General features: G+C 70.4%; 18 protein-coding genes and 3 tRNA genes. 14 read left to right on the top strand and 7 right to left on the bottom strand.

Annotation, left to right across the window (positions count from 1 at the left end; genetic code table 11):
• Positions 1-6: 6 nt before the first annotated feature.
• On the bottom strand, positions 7-312 hold the full coding sequence (locus AB0N06_RS13145; RefSeq protein WP_366134794.1) for a YtxH domain-containing protein: 306 nt from the start codon (positions 310-312) through the stop codon (positions 7-9).
• A 182-nt stretch (positions 313-494) separates the two neighbouring features.
• Between AB0N06_RS13145 and AB0N06_RS13140 the strand changes: the two genes are divergently transcribed.
• The 11 genes from AB0N06_RS13140 (at position 495) to AB0N06_RS13090 (ending at position 8,804) form a co-directional block, all read left to right on the top strand.
• Positions 495-567 (top strand) — tRNA-Asn (locus AB0N06_RS13140).
• Positions 568-572: 5 nt separating this feature from the next.
• Positions 573-645, top strand: a tRNA-Asn gene (locus AB0N06_RS13135).
• 223 nt (positions 646-868) lie between these two features.
• A tRNA-Ile gene (locus tag AB0N06_RS13130) sits at positions 869-942 on the top strand.
• Positions 943-1,171: 229 nt separating this feature from the next.
• On the top strand, positions 1,172-1,489 hold the full coding sequence (locus tag AB0N06_RS13125; RefSeq protein WP_366134760.1) for a hypothetical protein: 318 nt from the start codon (positions 1,172-1,174) through the stop codon (positions 1,487-1,489).
• Between the two features lie 126 nt (positions 1,490-1,615).
• Complete coding sequence (locus tag AB0N06_RS13120; protein ID WP_366134759.1) at positions 1,616-1,804, top strand: hypothetical protein; 189 nt, start codon at positions 1,616-1,618, stop codon at positions 1,802-1,804.
• A gap of 184 nt (positions 1,805-1,988) precedes the next feature.
• Positions 1,989-2,366: a BlaI/MecI/CopY family transcriptional regulator gene (locus AB0N06_RS13115; protein ID WP_366134758.1), complete on the top strand. Its 378-nt coding sequence runs from the start codon at positions 1,989-1,991 to the stop codon at positions 2,364-2,366.
• Positions 2,367-2,369: 3 nt separating this feature from the next.
• Positions 2,370-3,335 carry a M56 family metallopeptidase gene (locus AB0N06_RS13110; protein WP_366134757.1) on the top strand — a complete coding sequence of 322 codons (966 nt, stop codon included), beginning with the start codon at positions 2,370-2,372 and terminating at the stop codon, positions 3,333-3,335.
• A gap of 49 nt (positions 3,336-3,384) precedes the next feature.
• Complete coding sequence (locus tag AB0N06_RS13105) at positions 3,385-4,038, top strand: DedA family protein (protein ID WP_366134756.1); 654 nt, start codon at positions 3,385-3,387, stop codon at positions 4,036-4,038.
• Positions 4,039-5,220: 1,182 nt separating this feature from the next.
• Entirely contained in the window at positions 5,221-5,409 is a 189-nt protein-coding gene (locus AB0N06_RS13100) for a hypothetical protein (RefSeq protein ID WP_366134754.1), read from the top strand.
• A 126-nt stretch (positions 5,410-5,535) separates the two neighbouring features.
• Entirely contained in the window at positions 5,536-7,419 is a 1,884-nt protein-coding gene (locus AB0N06_RS13095) for an ABC transporter ATP-binding protein (RefSeq protein WP_366134753.1), read from the top strand.
• Positions 7,420-7,526: 107 nt separating this feature from the next.
• The gene (locus tag AB0N06_RS13090) at positions 7,527-8,804 is read left to right on the top strand and encodes an MFS transporter (RefSeq protein ID WP_366134751.1); all 1,278 of its coding nucleotides are present in this window, start codon (positions 7,527-7,529) and stop codon (positions 8,802-8,804) included.
• 166 nt (positions 8,805-8,970) lie between these two features.
• Here AB0N06_RS13090 and AB0N06_RS13085 read toward each other — a convergent pair whose 3' ends face one another.
• Together AB0N06_RS13085 and AB0N06_RS13080 are read right to left on the bottom strand one after the other, a co-directional pair.
• A complete protein-coding gene (locus AB0N06_RS13085) occupies positions 8,971-9,771 on the bottom strand; it encodes a VOC family protein (protein ID WP_366134750.1) in 801 nt (266 codons plus the stop codon).
• A 117-nt stretch (positions 9,772-9,888) separates the two neighbouring features.
• On the bottom strand, positions 9,889-11,364 hold the full coding sequence (locus AB0N06_RS13080; RefSeq protein ID WP_366134749.1) for an acyl-CoA synthetase: 1,476 nt from the start codon (positions 11,362-11,364) through the stop codon (positions 9,889-9,891).
• A gap of 104 nt (positions 11,365-11,468) precedes the next feature.
• On the opposite strand from AB0N06_RS13080, the gene AB0N06_RS13075 reads away from it, so the two are divergent.
• The gene (locus AB0N06_RS13075; RefSeq protein ID WP_366134748.1) at positions 11,469-11,900 is read left to right on the top strand and encodes an Lrp/AsnC family transcriptional regulator; all 432 of its coding nucleotides are present in this window, start codon (positions 11,469-11,471) and stop codon (positions 11,898-11,900) included.
• Here the strand turns inward: AB0N06_RS13075 and AB0N06_RS13070 are convergent.
• The 3 genes from AB0N06_RS13070 to AB0N06_RS13060 form a co-directional block, all read right to left on the bottom strand.
• A complete protein-coding gene (locus AB0N06_RS13070; RefSeq protein WP_366134793.1) occupies positions 11,878-13,398 on the bottom strand; it encodes a GAF domain-containing protein in 1,521 nt (506 codons plus the stop codon). The genes AB0N06_RS13075 and AB0N06_RS13070 overlap by 23 nt on opposite strands.
• Positions 13,399-13,491: 93 nt before the next feature.
• The gene (locus tag AB0N06_RS13065) at positions 13,492-14,529 is read right to left on the bottom strand and encodes a rod shape-determining protein (protein ID WP_366134747.1); all 1,038 of its coding nucleotides are present in this window, start codon (positions 14,527-14,529) and stop codon (positions 13,492-13,494) included.
• A gap of 148 nt (positions 14,530-14,677) precedes the next feature.
• On the bottom strand, positions 14,678-15,241 hold the full coding sequence (locus tag AB0N06_RS13060; protein ID WP_366134746.1) for a hypothetical protein: 564 nt from the start codon (positions 15,239-15,241) through the stop codon (positions 14,678-14,680).
• Positions 15,242-15,319: 78 nt separating this feature from the next.
• On the opposite strand from AB0N06_RS13060, the gene AB0N06_RS13055 reads away from it, so the two are divergent.
• Positions 15,320-16,159: a hypothetical protein gene (locus AB0N06_RS13055; protein ID WP_366134745.1), complete on the top strand. Its 840-nt coding sequence runs from the start codon at positions 15,320-15,322 to the stop codon at positions 16,157-16,159.
• Here AB0N06_RS13055 and AB0N06_RS13050 read toward each other — a convergent pair.
• Positions 16,156-16,593 carry a MarR family transcriptional regulator gene (locus AB0N06_RS13050; protein ID WP_366134744.1) on the bottom strand — a complete coding sequence of 146 codons (438 nt, stop codon included), beginning with the start codon at positions 16,591-16,593 and terminating at the stop codon, positions 16,156-16,158. The two genes, AB0N06_RS13055 and AB0N06_RS13050, sit on opposite strands and share 4 nt — an antisense overlap.
• 129 nt (positions 16,594-16,722) lie before the next feature.
• Between AB0N06_RS13050 and AB0N06_RS13045 the strand changes: the two genes are divergently transcribed.
• Entirely contained in the window at positions 16,723-17,742 is a 1,020-nt protein-coding gene (locus AB0N06_RS13045; protein ID WP_366134743.1) for an NADP-dependent oxidoreductase, read from the top strand.
• Positions 17,743-17,762: the final 20 nt, after the last annotated feature.

The following is a 17,762-nucleotide window of genomic DNA, read 5'->3' as shown; positions in this document are numbered from 1 at the left end:
GCCCGGTTACGTGTTGCTGGTGCCCCAGTCGTCCTCGATGCCCTGCCCCTGGCCCCGCTCCCGCAGCGACCGCATCCGCTCGACCACCGAGGCGGGCATTTTTTCCCCTACTTTGTCGCTCACTGCGTGGTACGCCTTGCCGGCGAACTCGCGGCCGGTCTGCGCCGCGGACTCGGCGCTGTTGCGCACGGCCGGATTCTGGGCGAACTGGCGTGCGGACTTCTTCATCTGCTCGTAGCGCTCGCGTCCGGCCCGTGTGCCGAGTACGTATCCGAGGGCCAGTCCGGCGATGAACGTGAGCCGGTACCGCATGGCTGCCACCCTTCTCCTGCTCCGTGCGACGTGTGCTGCCCGCCTACCCGTCGGCGCCCGAGATCACCCCGGGCGATACCGATTGGCAAAGCACCCCCCTGCTTGCGCTAATGTATGTGTCGCAGCGAGCGCGCGCCGCCCGGCAGTAGCCAGGCAGGTAAGGTTCGGTGCAAACGCAGCAATCCCCTGTAGCTCAATTGGCAGAGCAGCCGGCTGTTAACCGGCAGGTTACTGGTTCGAGTCCAGTCGGGGGAGCGCGATCCCCTGTAGCTCAATTGGCAGAGCATTCGGCTGTTAACCGGAGGGTTACTGGTTCGAGTCCAGTCGGGGGAGCGAAACGGAAGAGGACCCTTCGGGGTCCTCTTTCGCGTGCCGGGCCGGAGCCGGAGCCGACTCCGGCCCGGACTCTTTCGCGTCTGATTTCCGCCGTTCGGCACCGGGCTGCGGCCGACTCTGTCTTCATGGTCATGCGAAGCCGACCATCCGGAGCGAGAGATCGTATGACCGGCTATGCTGCGGCAGACGGCGCGCACACTTGTACGCGCCACGCCGAAAAGGGGCGGTAGCTCAGCCGGTTAGAGCAGCGGACTCATAATCCGTCGGCCGTGGGTTCGAGTCCCACCCGCCCCACGTTCACTGTTCCTGGCGGAAACGTTTGACCTGGAACAACGCAGAGGCCCCCGCGTCCGCGGGGGCCTCTGCGTGTCCCTCGTGATCGCTCGCTCGCCCCATGCTCGGCCGAAATGTCGACGGAGTCAGTGAGGCGCGCCGGTGGCTTCCCTCGAACAGCGCGTCGCACTGCTCCCTCTGCCATGATCAAGCGAGCGTACGGCGCGGGGCCGGCGCGCAGGGAGGGATCATGAAGCTCTACATCGCCATACCTGCCGTTCTGCTGGCGTTGCTCTTCGCCGCCTCCGGCATAGCGGGGATTACACGTGGCTGGGTGCTCCCCACGAACCGGCGGGCGGTCCACCGCCCTCGCCTCAACGGCTGGGGCCAGTTGGTGGCTGCCGTCGCCCTGTGCTGGCAACAGGTCTCCTTCTGGGTGATCAGCGACATCGAAATCAGGCAGTGGGGAACCCTGTTCGGCAGCGCGCTTCTGCTGACCGGCCTCATCCTGATGGGAGTGAGCCAAAGGCGCACGGGGCGTAATCGACAGGGCAGCGGCACGCCCTAGCCGTGGAAGTGGTTGCGCTTGATCACGGCCTTGCGGGACCTCGCTCCGGCTGGAGGCCAAGCGCGTCCCTCTCCGGCCGCACGCATCGTGGCGCCGGGACCGGCCGCTTCGGCACACAGGGACCCCATGCCCTCCCGCCCGTGGGCCGCCGCACCGCATACCGCGGCGCCGGACCTGAATCCGCTCGACACCACGTCCCTGCTCACCGGCCTCGGCGCGCTCGGCGTCTTCGCGGTGCTCTTCACCGAAACCGGGCTGCTGATCAGCTTCTTCCTTCTCTTCGGCCTGCTGGCCACGAACGTGCTCAGCGCGTAGGACCTGTCCGCGCGCCCCACCGCTACCGCACCGCGGGACGACGAACTGCCCGCCCGCGGCTGAACCGCGCGCACCGCCCAGCAGGCACCGGCTCGACCTCATACTTGCCTTGGCGCCGGCATCTCCTACGTCTCGTAGTAGTTTGGGTGTTCAGTTCAATCCGTGTGCGGAAGGAGTAATAAGGGTGAGCGATCAGCGGGCGGCAGGCCGGCGGGCGCGCGGAGCGTTGGAGAGCGAGGTGCTGGCGGCCCTGTGGGCGGTTGGCGAGCCGGTGGCGGCAGGCACGGTACGTGAGCAGCTGCACGGCGATCCTGCCTACACCACGGTGCTGACGATCCTCACCCGCCTGCACGACAAGGGTCAGGTGACCCGCGAGCGAGCGGGGCGCGCCTATCTCTATGCGGCGGTGCGCGACGAGGCGGCGCACACCGCGGCCGGGATGCGGGCGCTGCTGGAAAAGGGCAGTGACCGGGCCGCGGTGCTTGCCCGGTTCGTCTCCGAGCTGGAGGCGGAGGACGAGCAGGTGCTGGAGCAGCTCCTGCACGGACACCAGGAGGATTGACGGTTGCGGATCGACGTGTACGTGCCGCTGCTGCTGAGCATGCTGTTCGGCGTGGCGGCGCCGTGGGCCGTCCGGAGGCTGCCTCCCCGCGCCGCCACGTGGCTACTGACCTGTACCGCGGCGGTGGCGGCGGCCACCTGGGCAACGGCGCTGGCACTGCTGGCCCTCACCCTCGTGGGCCAGATCCCGCTGGTGGCCTCCGAAGGTCCGTGGTCTGCTGGGGTGCTGGCGGCGAACGATCCGGTGCACCGCTCGGTGGCGCTGGTCTGCGGGCTGGTGCTGCTGGCGTCCGTGGCGGGGCTGGCGGTGGCGTCCTGGCGGCGGGTGCGCGTGCTTGTCGACGGATGGCGGGAATGCCGGGAGCTTCCGGCGGCGGGGGATCTGGCCGTCATCGACGACCCGGTGCCGACGGCGTTCGCCCTGCCGGGGATGCCGGGCAGGGTCGTGGTCTCCTCCGGCATGCTTCGGGCGCTGTCCGCCGATGAACGACGCGCCCTGCTCGCGCACGAACGAGCGCATCTGCGCCATCGCCACCACCTGTTCCTGCTCGTGCTCCAATTGGCGGCGGCCGTGCATCCTTTGTTGCGTCCGTTGGCCAGGGAGGGGGCCTTCACGGTGGAACGGTGGGCGGACGAGGAGGCAGCCGCCGAGGTCGCGGACCGCACTCTGGTGGCCCATGCCGTCGCCCGCGCGGCACTGGCCGCGAAAAGGGCACCGCGGCGCGCCCTCCCGGCTACCGGCGGCCCGGTTCCGCGGCGCGTGCAAGCCCTGCTGACCCCGCCCACGCCCTTCCGGCGGGGGCCGGTGTTGGTCTGTGCCGCGTTGACGCTGGTCTGCTGCGCGGGCCTGGCCGAGGCCGCCCACGACACCGAGCAGCTCTTCGAGAACGCCATGCACACCAGCGCGGTCGAGTCGCAACATGCGGGTGAACCCATAGCGCCCACCCGGCCGAACTACTACATGTTGTAGAGTGGCCGCCGGGGTGCGCCCCTCACGTTCCGCGAAGGAGAGCGAAGGCATGCACATGATCACCGATTGGTTGGCCGGGCTGTCCGGCCCGGTGATCTATGCCGTCGTCGCAGCCCTGGTCTTCTGTGAGGACGCCCTCTTCTTCGGCTTTGTCCTTCCCGGGGAAACCGCCGTGGTGCTGGGCGGGGTCCTGGCCAGTCAGCACCACGTCTCCGTGTATTGGCTCGCCCTGGCCGTGGTGCTCGCGGCGATCGCCGGAGACTCGGTGGGTTACGAGGTTGGCCACCATTTCGGGCCTCGAATCCTGACCACCCGCCCGCTGCGCCGACACCAGGGCCGGATCGCCGACGCCCAGGAACTGATCCGCCGCCGAGGGCCCGCCGCGGTCTTCCTCGGCCGCTTCATCGCCTTCTTCCGTGCGATGATGCCCGCCCTGGCCGGCGGCTCGCACATGCGCTACCGCACATTCCTGCTCTTCAACGCCCTGGGCGGCCTCGTCTGGGGCGTCGGCTTCACCCTGCTCGGCTACTTCGCCGGCTCCGCCTATACCCAGGTCGAGCACACCGTCGGCCGGGCCCTCGCACTCGTGCTGGCCGCCGTCGTGATCGCCGTCCTGGCGGCCTGGCATCTGCGTCGGCGCCGAGCCCACCAGGAGTCCGGCACCTCCGGCCAATCGGCGGGTGGCCTGCGCGACGCCCCCTGAGACCTGTCGGGTGACCTTCGATCGATGGTCAGCCGGTGGGGGGCGAGGTTGCCACCCTTGCCGCAGCCCGGCTCCGCCGGGGCCGACACTGGGCATTTCGGCTCCAGGGCCGTGGTCGCACCCCCTGCCCGGCCCGAAGGTGAGGCAGAGGGTGCGGAGTTTCCGGTACGGCGAGGTTCCGGGGCCCCACGGTCTTGCCGCCGGGGATGCCGAAGCCGTAACCGGGCTGAGAGGCCGCGCACATAGGTGGGGTGGGGGAAGGAGCGGGGCGAGGGGCAAGTCTGGCAAGGCGGAGGAGGGAAACGACGCGGAGGGGGCTCCTCCCATGCCTTTCGGGCTATGGGGGAGTCGTCGACCGACGACAACGCCGCGAGGCGCCGCCCATCACCACCGCGGACACACCGCGCTCAAGGGCCAACCACCCGCCAGCCGCGTCCCCAACCTCACGGGTCAGTACACCTAGGGAACGTGGAGAAGGCGGCCGTGCTTCTCCCTCGGGCGCGGGGGCATCGCCTTGGCGCCGGACCGGGATCAAGTGGTTCTGCGTCGGTCCGGCGGGTCGCGACCCAGCCGGAGCCGGCGCCGAGGTGGCCGTGCGGGCCGCCCGCCCGGTCCCGTATTCATGCCGATTCCTCGATACGGGTTTCCGGCGCCCGGCGCGCCCCGATGCAGGTGTGCTGCGGTGAAGTCCGGTCGTGCGGTGACGTGTTGCCCGCCCGAACCGGATCGGTGATGTCGATGCGGCGATACGGTCCGGGAGTCCAGGGCGTGCGCCGGACGGGATGCAGTCGGATCCCCATGAGTTCTGAGTCATCAGAAATCCCGTGCACGGGCCTGGTTGGTGTGGGACACGGTGTGGCTCATCGTGCATATGCCAGGTGCATATGCAATTGGCATATGCGCGCTTCACGTCGGGTGTGCGGATGCTCGGTCGGGTGCGCCTTGCCGCGGCGAGGCACCGTCAGGTCGATTGAGCGAGGGCCCCGTACCGCCCGCCGGCGGGCGGTACGGGAGGGGTGTGCCGGAGAGTCACGTGTGGCGAAGCCCGAGAATTCGGGGCATTTCCTAAGTTTCGCCCGAATCAGCTCTTGCCCGACTTGTTGCGAGTTGGGGGTGGTCGTAATGTCGGAAGTGCCGCAGTTGGAGCAAGGGGCGGCACATCAACCTCGTAAGGAGCTGGAGATGAACGCACGTAGCATCTTCCGCCACGGCGGAGGCGGTGGCTGGGGGTACGGCCGTGGAGGATACGGCCGTGGCGGATTCGGCCGTGGCGGATTCGGCCGTGGCGGATACGGCCGTGGCGGATTCGGCCGTGGCGGATTCGGGCGCGGCGGATTCGGCCGTGGCGGATTCGGGCGCGGCGGATACTGACCGTACATCCCCATCCCAACTGCTTCGAGGCTGGCTCGCGCTCCCGCGCGGGTCCGCCTCGAAGTGTTGGGGCCTGCGTCTATGGCGACGGACCCATAGCCCGAGCACCCCTGTGACGTGACGCCCATGAGCCTTCGCAGCTCACCCCGGCATGCGGCCCGCCCCGACGGGCCGACCCAGGACTCGGCGACGGATGTGCCGATCCGCACCGACCCCATCAGTATCGCCGTCTCGTTCCGGCGCTTCTGGCCACTGACGCGAGGCGATCGACGCTGGATCGCCCTGATCTGTCTGTTCGCCGTCATGGCCGCGATCGCCGAGACCGTGACGATCCTGCTCTTTGCCGAACTCACCGACAAGGCCCTGCAGGCAGGCTCCGTCAGCGCCTTCTGGAGGCCTGCCGGTCAATGGTTCGCCGTGGCCGCCGTCGGTGCGGTGGTGGGGTATCTGGGCAGTTCGCTCGCGGCCTGGACCGCTGAACGCTTTGTGCTGCGGCTACGGGCCCAGGTCTTCTCGCATCTTCAGACGCTGCCGCCGCACTTCTTCCAACGCAACCGCCGCGGTGATCTGGTGGAGCGACTGACCGGCGACGTGGAAGCCATCGAGCAGCTCGTGGTCTCCGGCATCGTCGGGGTGGCCTCGGCCGTCTTCAGCACCGTCGTCTTCTCCGCCGCTGCCTTGTGGCTGCGGTGGGATCTGGCCCTCGCCACCTTTGTGCTGGTCCCGCTCTTCTTCGCCGTGACCCGCATGTTCACGCGGCGTCTGCGTGACGTGTCGCGTCGCGGACGTGCGGCGGACGGTGCCATCACCGCAGTGGTCGAGGAGACGCTGGTCAACGTCGTTCTGACCCAGGCGTACAACAGGCAGCGGGAGGAGGAGGAAAGGCTCCAGGACAAGGCGCGCAAGCGGCTGAAGGCGGCGGTGTCCGGCGTCCGCCTCAACGCGCTCTACACCGAGGCCGTGGAGATCCTCGAAACGCTCTGCGTCCTGACGATCATCGGTCTGGGGGCATGGGAGATCGCCGCAGGACGGATGACCCTGGGACAGCTCCTGGCCTTCGCCGCCTTCATCGGCTACCTCTACCCGCCGGTGCGCTCGCTGGGCCAGCTCGGCCTGACGGCCACCGCTGCGACTGCCGCTGCCGAGCGGCTGCTGGAGATCCTCGACGCCCGGCCCGCCGTCACCGACCCGGCCGATTCGGTGCCCGGGCCCGTCCGCAGCCGGGCATTCGGCACGGTGGAAGCACGCCAGGTCTCCTTCTGCTACCCCGGCAACAGCGAGCCGGTTCTCCGCGACGTCTCCTTCACCGCGGGCCCTGGGGAGCTGCTGGTCATCACCGGCCCCAGCGGCGCGGGCAAGTCGACCCTGGCGGCCCTGCTGCTGAGGTTCTACGATCCCGACTCCGGCAGCATCCGACTGGACGGCGTGTCCCTGGACCGGATGCCGCTCACCCACCTCCGCCGCAACATCACGCTCCTTCCCCAGGACACGCTCGTCCTGCACGACACCATCGAGGAGAACATCGGCTGCGGACGTCCCGGCACCACCCACAGTGATGTCGTGGATGCCGCGCGGGCAGCCGACGCCGACGGCTTCATCCGGGCCCTTCCGGACGGCTACGGCACCGTTATTTCCCCCGGAACCGCCCGGCTCTCGGGAGGCCAGTTGCAGCGCGTCGCCATTGCCCGCGCCATGTTGCGTGACGCGCCCGTTCTGCTACTCGACGAGCCCACCACGGGGCTGGACACCGTGGCCGCTCAGCGCATCCTCGGACCGCTGCGGCGCCTCGCCGAAGGGCGCACCACCATCGTGATCACCCACGATCTTGCCCTGGCCTCGGACGCCGACCGCATTCTGGTGCTGGACGAGGGCCGGCTGGTGGAGTCGGGCACGCATGCGCAACTCCTCGGTCGGAGTGGTCTGTACGCCACGCTGTTCTCCGACCGGTCCCCGCCGCGGAACGGCGTCGCCCGCCCTCCTGCCGGCCCGTCAGAAGTCCCCTGGCAGTGAGCGGGTGAGCCCCGGCGTGCCGGTCCGCGCCGGACGGCAGGCCCCGGCTTCGGCGGCAAGGGCAGCTCCGGGCGAAGGCGGGCGGGGGCCGGTCGTTACGATCCGCTGTGACCGAAACGAGCGAAGAACCCGCCCAGCGCCTCCGCATACTCGCCGACCTGACCCCACTGCGGACCTCGCTCGACTACCGCAGGCTCTGGTTCGGGAACACCGTCTCCTGGATCGGGCAGGGGATGACGGCGCTCGCCGTGTCCCTGCAGGTGTACGACATCACCGGATCCGCCTTCTCGGTCGGGCTGATCGGAATCTGTTCGTTCCTGCCGCTGGTCGTCTTCGGTCTGTACGGCGGTGCCGTCGCGGACACCGTCGACCGTCGCAAGCTGGGGCTGGTCAGCTCGTCCGGTTCGTTCGTGCTCTCCGTCGCCCTGGTCGCCGCCACCGTCGCAGGGGTGGAGCAGGTGGGGCTGCTGTACGCCGTCGTCGCCCTTCAGGCGGTCTGCTTCGCGCTCAACTCACCGGCCCGCAGTTCGATGATCGCCCGGCTGCTGCCGGCCGAGCAGCTGCCCGCCGCCAATGCGCTCAACTCCATGACCAGCACCACCGGTGCACTGGTCGGGCCGATGCTCGGCGGGCTCATCGTCGGCTGGTGGGGGTACCGGGCGGCGTACAGCGTCGACGCCGTCACCTTTACCGCCTCGCTGTACGCGATGTGGCGGCTGCCCCCGATGCTTCCCGAACGGGGGGACGGTGCGGGGAAGGGCAGCGGGGAGAAGCGGGCGTCCGTCGCCGACGGGCTGCGTTTCCTGGGAGCGCGGCCCAATCTGCGGATGACCTTCTTCAGCGACCTGTGCGCCATGGTCCTCGCCCATCCGCGGGCCCTCTTCCCGGTCGTCGCCGTGGTCTGGTTCGGCGGTGACGCGAAGACCACCGGGGTGCTGGTCGCTGCTCCGGCGCTGGGGGCGCTGCTGGGCGGGGTGTTCTCCGGCTGGCTGGGCCGGATCAGGCGGCACGGGCTCGCGGTGATCGTCGCCGTGATGTGCTGGGGGAGCGCCATCGCCGTTTTCGGGCTGACCCGTCAGCTCTGGCTCGGGCTGATCCTGCTGGCGCTCGCCGGGTGCTCGGACACCATCTCGATGGTCTTCCGCAACACCATGCTCCAGGCGGCGGTGCCGGACGAGATGCGGGGGCGGTTGCAGGGCGTGTTCATCGTGGTGGTGGCCGGTGGGCCGCGGCTCGGCGACTTTCTGGCGGGCTCGGTCGCCGACCTGACGTCCCCGGCGGTGGCGGTCACCGGGGGCGGGATCGCATGCGTGGTCGCGGTGTCGCTGCTCGCGCTGAGGTGGCGTGGGTTCACCCGGTACGACGCGCGTGATCCGCAGCCGTGACCGGTCGGACGCCGTGCTCTTCAAGTGCGAAGCTCGCGGTCCGGAGCAGCGCTCTCGCTTCTGTGCAGTTGTGTACGGAGCCGAGGGGAGGGGCAAAGACAGCAGCCGGTCGCCGACAGACAGCGACCGGCTGCCGGTGGGCCGGACGGCCGGACTGTGCCGCCGCTCAGGTGGTCGCGTTGGAGAACTCCGGCATGTCGCCACCGGTCGTCTTGACGTCAATCACCGAGAACGCCGCACCCTGCGGGTCGCTCAGCGCGGCGAACCGGCCGAAGGGGCTGGTCATCGGACCGAATCGGAGGATCGCCCCGCGCTCCGTCGCCTTCGCCACCGCCGCGTCGCAGTCCTCGACGGTGAAGTACACGTTGATGTACGGCGGGACCTCGGGCGGGAAGTCGTCCGTCATCTTCATCCGCCCGATGATCGGGTCGGCGCCCAGGTCGTAGATGGAGAAGTCGATCGCCTCGTCCTTCATCTGCTTCACGTTGTACGGGAAGACAGCGGGGAAGAAGGAGTCCGCCGTCGCGGGCTCCCGGGTGAACACCTCCGACCAGCAGTACGCACCGGGCGTGCCCTTGGCCTCGAATCCCTCGTGCTTCCCCGCCTGCCACACGCCGAACGTCACACCGCTCGGATCGCGGGCCAGCAGCATCGAGCCGAAGTCGCCGACCTGCATCGGGCCCATCAGCACCTCGCCGCCGTTGTCCCGGATCTTCGTGGCGGTGGCGGCGGCGTCGGGCGACGCGAAGTACAGACACCATGCCGACTGGCCCTCCTGGCCGGGCATGGGCGGTACGACGGCGGCCACCGCCTTGCCGTTCGCGTACGCCTGCGTGTAGTTGCCGAACTCCGACGACGCCTCGCTGAAGGTCCAGCCCAGCACGTCACCGTAGAAGCTCTTCGCCCCCTCGATGTCGGTGAACATGGCGTCCGCCCAGCACGGCGTGCCCTCAGGTTGTGCGGCCATCTCTCTGCGCTCCTGACTCGATGATTGGTCCGGTTTTTCACGCTAACCAGCCATTCGTCGCCCCGCGCGGTGGACTCGCCGTCGGATGCCGCGATCGCCTGCCGCGCCCTCGGCCGCCTACGTACCGAGGGACCGCTTCATGATCTTGCCCATGTCGTTGCGGGGCAGCGCCTCCAGATAACGGACCGTGCGCGGCCTCTTGTGCGGGGCGAGCTGAGCCGCCACGTGGTCCGCCAGCTCGGCCTCCGTGGGCGGGGCGCCCGGATCGGACGGCACCACCCAGGCGACGATCCGCTCGCCCAGATCCGGGTCCGGCTCCCCGGTGACGGCGGCCTCGCGGACGCCCGGGTGGTCCAGCAGCGCGTTCTCGATCTCGCCCGCGCCGATCTTGTAGCCCCCGCTTTTGATCAGGTCGGTCGCCTTGCGGCCGACGATCCGTACACAGCCGTCCGCGTCGAGGGCCGCCATGTCGCCCGTACGGAACCAGCCGTCCTCGGTGAACGCGGCCGCCGTCGCGTCCGGGCGGTTCAGATAGCCGGTGAAGACGTTCGGGCCGCGTACCTGGATCTCGCCCACAGCGCCCTCGGCCGTCGGGTCGGCGAGCGGGATGCCGTCCTCCTCGACCAGCCGGAGTTCGACGCCGAGCAGGGGTGTGCCGACCGTCCCGGGCCGCGGTTCGCCGTCCGCGCGGACACCGGTGTTCATCAGGGTCTCCGTCATGCCGTACCGCTCGACGACGTGACGCCCGGTCGCCGCCGCGATCCGCTCGTGGTCATGGACGGGCAGCGCAGCCGACCCCGAGACCAGCAGCCTCGCTCCTGCCAGCGCCTTCGCCAGCCCGGCAGCGTCCGTCGCCGGACTGTCGCCGAGGGTCTCGGCCAGCCGGTGGTACATCGTCGGTACGCCGAACAGCATCGTGCCACCGGACCCCAGCTCCCGGGCCACACCCTCGGCGGAGAACCGCCCCAGATGACGCACCGAACCGCCTCGGCGCAGCGGACCCAGCACGCCGAGGATCAGACCGTGCACATGGAACAGCGGCAGGGCGTGGACGAGGACGTCGTCGCCGGTCCACTGCCAGGCGTCCTCAAGCGCGTCCAGGGAGGCGGCGATCGCCCGGCGCGGCAGGATCGCGCCCTTGGGCGGGCCCGTGGTGCCGGAGGTGTAGACGATCAGGGCGGGGGACTCGGGGGAGGGCTCGGGGAAGCCGGCGCCGCTCGCCACCGTTGCCGACGTGCCGACATCCGTACGGTCCAGTGCGCCCAGCACGGGCGGGAGCACGTCGCCCGCTCCGGCCAGCACCGCCGACGGGGCGCTGTCGGCGACGATGTGGGCCAGTTCCCGCTCGCCCGTCCTCGGGTTGAGGGGCACGGCGGGCACCCCGGCCCGCAGCGCCGCCACCACCGCGACCACGGTCTCCGGGGTCGGTGTGGCCCAGACGGCGACCCGCCCGGCGCCCGCGAGCCGCGAGGCGAGGGCGTCCGAGGCCGCGGCCAACTGTGCGTACGTCAGGGTGCGTCCGCCGAACCGGACGGCTTCCCGGGAGGCGGCCCGGCTGGAACCGTCTTGGAGCGCAGGCAGAAGAGGAGTCACCCTTGCGACCTTAGGGCGTCCGAGGACGTACTCCTTGTGGGGCACGGGAACCCGGCCTCAGGTCTCCGTAGTCGCAATCCGGCACAAGCTGCGACAATCGCGGTATGGACCGTCTGGACAGGGAAATCCTCAGCGTCCTCCAGGAGGACGCGCGGATCTCGTATCGCGATCTCGGGGTCCGGGTCGGCCTCAGCGCCAACGCCGCGGCCGACCGGGTGCGCCGGCTGCGCCGGGACGGCGTCATCCGCGGCTTCACCGTGATCATCGACCCAGCCGCCGACACCCGGACGGGCCTGGTGGTCTTCATCGATGTGACGCTGCGTATCGACACGAGCAACGAGGTGTTCGAACGCGCGGTGCTCGCGCTGCCCGGCATCACCGAAGTGGTGCATGTGACGGGCGGGCACGACTATCTCGTACGCGCCACGGTCGCCGATACCGCCGCCCTGGACGGACTTCTGCGCAGGCTCAAGCGTGAGGCGGGCGTCGCCCACTCCAGCACCCGGGTCGCGCTCAGAGCGGCGCCTGCCAGGTGACGGTCGCCGAGCGCGAGCCGTCCTCGGTGCGCCCGTCGTCGGCAACCAACAGCCGGACCGCGGACCGTCCGTCCGGAAGCCGCGCCGTCGCATCCACCTCCACCTCTATGGCCGACACCCCGGCCCGCCGGTGCGCCGCCGCCAGGGCGCCCCGCAACGCCGCGAGGAGCTGCTGGTCCACCGGCTGCCGCACCAGGGCGTCCACCGCCCCGGAGAATTGCACCGACGGCTGGAATCCGAGGACGGCGGCCGCGCCCCCGGTCTCCCGCAGCACCCGGCCGCGGAACGTGGAGGGCGCCTCGGTGGGCGGCTGCTGGAGGGCGAAGATCGCGGTCCGCACTTCCTGAATGGTGGAGTCCAGCTCGTCGACGGCCCGGCTGAGCAGCTCGTCCGTCTCCGGCGCGACGGCCCGGCGGCGGGTTGATTCGAGCATCATTTCCGTCGCGAAGAGCCGCTGGACGACGAGATCGTGCAGATCGCGGGCGATCCGGTCACGGTCCTCGTACACCGCGAGCTGTTCCCTGTTCTGCTGGGCGTCCGCCAGCACCAGGGCGAGCGCCGCCTGCGAGGCGAACTGGGAGGCCAGCAGCCGGTCCACCGCTGTGTACGGCGCGCCGCCGCGCCGCCGGGGCAGAGCGAGGGTGCCGATGAGCCGACCGCCGCTCTGCAGCGGCAGCATCATGCTGGGACCGAACCGGGTCCGTACATGCGTCGTCATCCGCGGATCGGTCGCCGAGTCGTCGATGAAGACCGGCTCCCCGCCCAGCAGCTGCACCAGTACGGGAGAGCCGGGCTCGATGGTGGTGCCGACAATGCCGGCCGGGTCGTCGAGCGTGGACGCGGTGACGATCTCCATGCCGCCGTCCGCGGTCGGCTGGAGTATCACCCCGGCCGAGGCGTCGGCGAGGATCCTGGCCCGCTCGGCGACGGTCATGAGCGCCTCGGCCGCGTTCGTGCCGCTCAGCAGGGCCGTGGTGACGGCTGCCGCTCCCTCGATCCAGCGCTCCCGCTGCCGGGCCGTCTCGTACAGCCGGGCGTTGCCGATCGCGATCCCGGCCTGTGAGGCGAGAACCTGGATCAGTGCCATGTCCGTATCGGTGAAATGCCCCGTGATCTTCTCCGTGAGGTAGAGATTGCCGAACACCTCGTGGTGCACCCGGATCGGAGCCCCGAGGAAGGAACGCATAGGCGGATGGCCGGGCGGCACACCGCAGGAGCGCGCATCGGCGGTCAGGTCGTCGCAGCGCAACGGCTGCGGATGGTCGATGAGCACGCCGAGCAACCCCGAGTGCCCGTCCGGGAAGCTGCCGATGCGCTCCCGCTCGGCGTCGGTCAGACCCGAGGTGAACAGCTCGGTGATGGTGCCTGCCTCGGGATCGAGGACGCCGAGCGCTCCGTACCGCGCCCCGGTGAGCGCGGTGGCGGTGTCCACGATCTGGGTGAGCGTGGCCCGCAGTTCGAGATCGGTGCTGACGCCGAGCACCGCCTCCAGCAGCATCGGCAGCTCGGGAGGCTCGCCGCTGGAGCGGTCCGCCGCCGGTCCGTCCGCCGCGCCCTGGTCCTCGTGCGTCATGCGGCGCCCCCGCGGTCGTCAGGCGGCCAGCGGGTTGAGGACCAACGGCTGGATCTTGCCGTCCAGCATGGCGCCGAGCCCCAGGACGGAGCAGACGTCGGGGCGCTCGGCGATCTGTACCGGCATGCCCGTCGCATCACGCAGCATCTGGTCGAGACCCGGCAGCAGCGCGCTGCCGCCGACCATCATGATCCCTCGGTCCGCGAGATCGGCCACCAGATCGGGCGGGCAGTCGCGCAGCACCTTGCCGACGCCGTCGTGGACCGCGGTCAGCGGGGTCTCGATGGCCTGCCGCACGGCGGCGGTGTCGACGTGCACCGAGCGGGCCAGACCGGTCGCCACGTCACGGCCGTGGATCTCGGTCGTCGCGGGACCGTATGGGGTCAGACCGTTGCTGCTGAGCGCCAGCTGCAACGGGCGTACCGCCTGACTCGGCAGCATCAACTCGTGGTGCTGGCGCAGATGCTGGATCACCGCGTGGTCGATGGCGTCGCCGCCGATCGGGATCCGGGCGGCCGTGACGATCGAACCGAGCGAGAGCACCGCGATCTGCGTGGTCGCCGCCCCGCACACCATGATCATGCTTCCGACCGGCTGCTCGACCGGGAGCCCACAGCCGACGGCCGCCGCGATCAGCGTGTCGACCAGCTCGACCCGCCGGGCGCCGAGCCCGACCAGGGTTTCGACGGCGGCCCGCTGGGCGAGCGGATCGCTGTCGTGCGGGGTGCAGGCGGCCGCCCGCAGCCGCGGCTTGCGGCGCAGCTGGCGGCGGAGCTTCTCGTCGAGCAGATAGCGGAGCATGCGCTGGGCCATCTCGATGTCGATGACGGTTCCGCCGGAGACCGGGCGCGCCACCCGGATGTAGTCGGGGGTGCGGCCCGTCATCTGCTCGGCGAGCGCACCGACGGCGATGAGCGAGCCGGTACGGGTGTTCACTGCGGCGACGCTCGGCTCGTCGACGACGAGCCCGAGCCCCTTGACGTACACGCGGGTGCGGGCGGCCCCGAGGTCGACGGCGACATGGCAACGGCGCAACTGCTCAAGACTGACGGTCACGGCAGGTTCTCCCGAGAGCGCTGATGGGGGTGCCGACGGCAGCCGGCCCTCTCTGCATCGTGCGCCGCCCGGACGAATCGCGCGCGTTGGGATGAGCCGGAGGGAGTATGAAGCTGATGGGTCGACAGATGCGGGCGGCGCGCCGGAGTCAGCCGGGCAGCAGTCGCTGGAACAGCCCCCAGGTGAATTCGGCTACGTACAGCGCACCCGTCAAGGGGTCGGTGATCGCGAGCGCCCAGCGGGTCGGCGCGCTGCCCTCCATCGGGCGGGCCGGGGCGAAGGCACGCGCCACCTCGTCGACGGTGCACGACCAGGGGCGCAGATCCTCGACGGTGCGCAGTTCAGGGCCGGCCGCCCCTGGGGCTCTGACCAGCCATTCGTTCCATACGGCCGCGCCGGGCGCGACCATCACCTCGAACCGCAGATCCGGCCAGAGCGGCACCGGCCAGCGCAGGGCATCGCACTCCAGGTCGCCGATCCGGCGGCGTACGGAGGACTCGGGTTCGCCCAGCACCGATCGGTAGCGGCGCAGCGAACCGCGGCCGCGGGGCGCGCGCACCATCGCCTGCCAGCGGCGGTTCGCCTCCCGCATCTCGGAGAGCGAGGCGTTCAGTTCGTGCCGGGCGTCCTCGACGAGGACCGGCTGGTGGTCGGCCATCCGGCGGAGCAGGACGAGCTGGAATTCGAGCGGACCGAAGGGGGCGGTGGTCATGGAATCAACGCTTCCACACAGGATCCTCACCTGAGCGGCTTTCTCTGGTGTCCTGTCGGCACTTAATCTGCGGGCGCCATGGATTACTGCCACCCGTGTCAGCGGCATCTCAACGGAGCCCTCGCCTGTGCCGGGTGCGGTACCCCCGTCGAGGCGCTGAGCCACTACGCCATGCCCGCCCTCTCCGGCCACGAACCGGACGCGGAGCGCGCGAAGACCGCGCCGCCCATGCCGGCCGGACGCCGCCGCTCCCGCGGCGCCGCCGAACCTGCGCGGCGCGGTGGCCGGGCGGAGAGCGGCGGCAGCGACGGACCGGGCGGCCGGCCAGAGCGGGGTGGCCGGGGCAAGCGACGTGGCCGGGAAGGGCGAGGCGTCAAGGAAGGCCGTGGCCGTCGGTCGCACCGCCGCCGCGGCCGTACGGCTCTGCTCGCCGTCCTCGGAGTCGTGCTCGCCGCCGGCGCCCTGAGCCTCGCCCGTTCGGCCATCGACCCGAACGGCGACGACCACGCCTCCGACTACGTACGTGAGGCCACCGACGTCACGACCGAACCGGCACCGGACCCCTCGTCGAGCCACGACATCGACAGCCCCGCACCGGTGGACGGTCCCCCCGTGGCCCCGGCCCCCGATGGGCACACTTCCGGCACCGGCCGTCCGGCCGCCTCGACCGACACCGGGGCCCCAGGGGGTGAGGGCTCCGCCCCGCCCGCGGCCACCACCACGCCCTCCGGCGGCGCCGGCCCCTCCACGGAGCCGCCGTCCGGACCGAGTCCCTCCGGGACGCCCCGCGACCCGGCGGAGTCGGGGCAGCCCACCGGCAGCACGTCACCGCCCCGGAATCCGACGCCGCCCGCACCCGCGCCCGCGCCCAGCCCGACCGGGACGGAGACGTGCTGGTTCCTGTTCTTCTGTTCCTAGGACTCCGCGTCCACGCCCAGCATCCGTCGCAGCAGATCCCGCAGCACCGCGCGGTCCGTGTCCGACAGCTTCGCCAGGGGCTCCCGGGCGAAGCTGAGCGACTCGCGCAGCTGTCGCGCGGTGTCGATGCCCTTCTCCGTCGGGGCGGCCAGTTTTATCCGCCGGTCGGCCGGGTCGGGCCGGCGCTCGACCAGGCCGCGGGTCTCCAGCCGATCGACGATCCCCGTCACGTTCGACGGCTCGCACTTCAGCTTCTGAGCGATCCTGCGCATCGGCATCGGCTCCAGGGAGAGCAGTCCGAGAACCCTGGCCTGCGCGCCGGTCAGCGAGTGCGCGGCCGCTGCCTGGTCGTACTCCTCGTAGTAGCGCGCCACGACAGTGCCGATGAGCTCGACGACTTCGAGGGTCAGAGGGTCTGTTCGCGTGGTGGCCATGACGCTCAGGGTACCCGGTTACTTGACAACATGAAATATTTAGGAGCATGGTTGTTTCACGTCATGAAGCTTTCCTCCGTTGCAGGAACGCTTCCCCTACCCGTAAGGCATTGAGGAGAACCTGAGCCCATGTCTGCAGCACTTCCCACGTCCAGCCGTGAATGGCACCTTGTCGCCCGCCCCCACGGCTGGCCGAAGGCCGAGGATTTCGCGCTGCGTGAGGCCGCGGTCACCGCTCCCGGCGAGGGGCGCATCCTCGTCCGCAATATGTACTTCTCGGTCGACCCGTACATGAGGGGAAGGATGAACGATGTGAAGTCGTACACCCCGCCCTTCAAGCTCGACCACCCCATGGACGGTGGCGCGGTCGGCGAGGTCATCGCCTCCAACGCCGAGGGGATCGCGGTCGGCGACCACGTCCTGCACGGTCTGGGCTGGCGCGAGTACGCCGACGTCCCCGCCGAGCACGCAGTGAAGGTCGACCCGGACCTGGCCCCGCTCTCCGCCTACCTCGGCGTGCTCGGCATGACCGGCCTCACCGCCTACGCCGGCCTCTTCGAGGTCGCCTCCTTCAAGGCGGGCGACGCCGTCTTCGTCTCCGGCGCCGCCGGTGCGGTCGGCAGCCAGGTCGGCCAGATGGCCAAGCTCAAGGGCGCCTCGCGGGTCATCGGCTCGGCCGGATCCGACGAGAAAGTCAAGCTCCTCGTCGAGGAGTACGGCTTCGACGCGGCGTTCAACTACAAGAACGGCCCGGTGGCCGAGCAGCTGCGCGAGGCCGCCCCCGACGGCATCGACGTCTACTTCGACAACGTCGGCGGCGAGCACCTCGAAGCGGCGCTCTCCTCGCTCAAGGTGCACGGCCGCGCCACCATCTGCGGAATGATCGCCCAGTACAACGACACCGAGCCGGTCCCCGGCCCGCGCAATCTCGCCCTGGTCATCGGCAAGCGGCTGCGTCTGCAGGGCATGCTCGTCAGCGATCACGCCGCGCTCCAGCCGCAGTTCGTCCAGGAGGTCGCCGGCTGGCTGGCCTCGGGCGAGCTGAAGTACAGCGAGACTTTTGTCGAGGGCATCGAGAATGGCTTCGACGCCTTCCTCGGTCTGATGCGTGGCGAGAACACCGGAAAGATGATCGTCTCCCTCGCCTGACAGCCGCTCACAGGCACCCG

Source organism: Streptomyces sp. NPDC051020 (assembly GCF_040683105.1).
Classification (GTDB): domain Bacteria; phylum Actinomycetota; class Actinomycetes; order Streptomycetales; family Streptomycetaceae; genus Streptomyces.
Note: the sequence above shows the minus strand (reverse complement) of the source record. Positions and strands in the feature narration are given on the sequence as shown.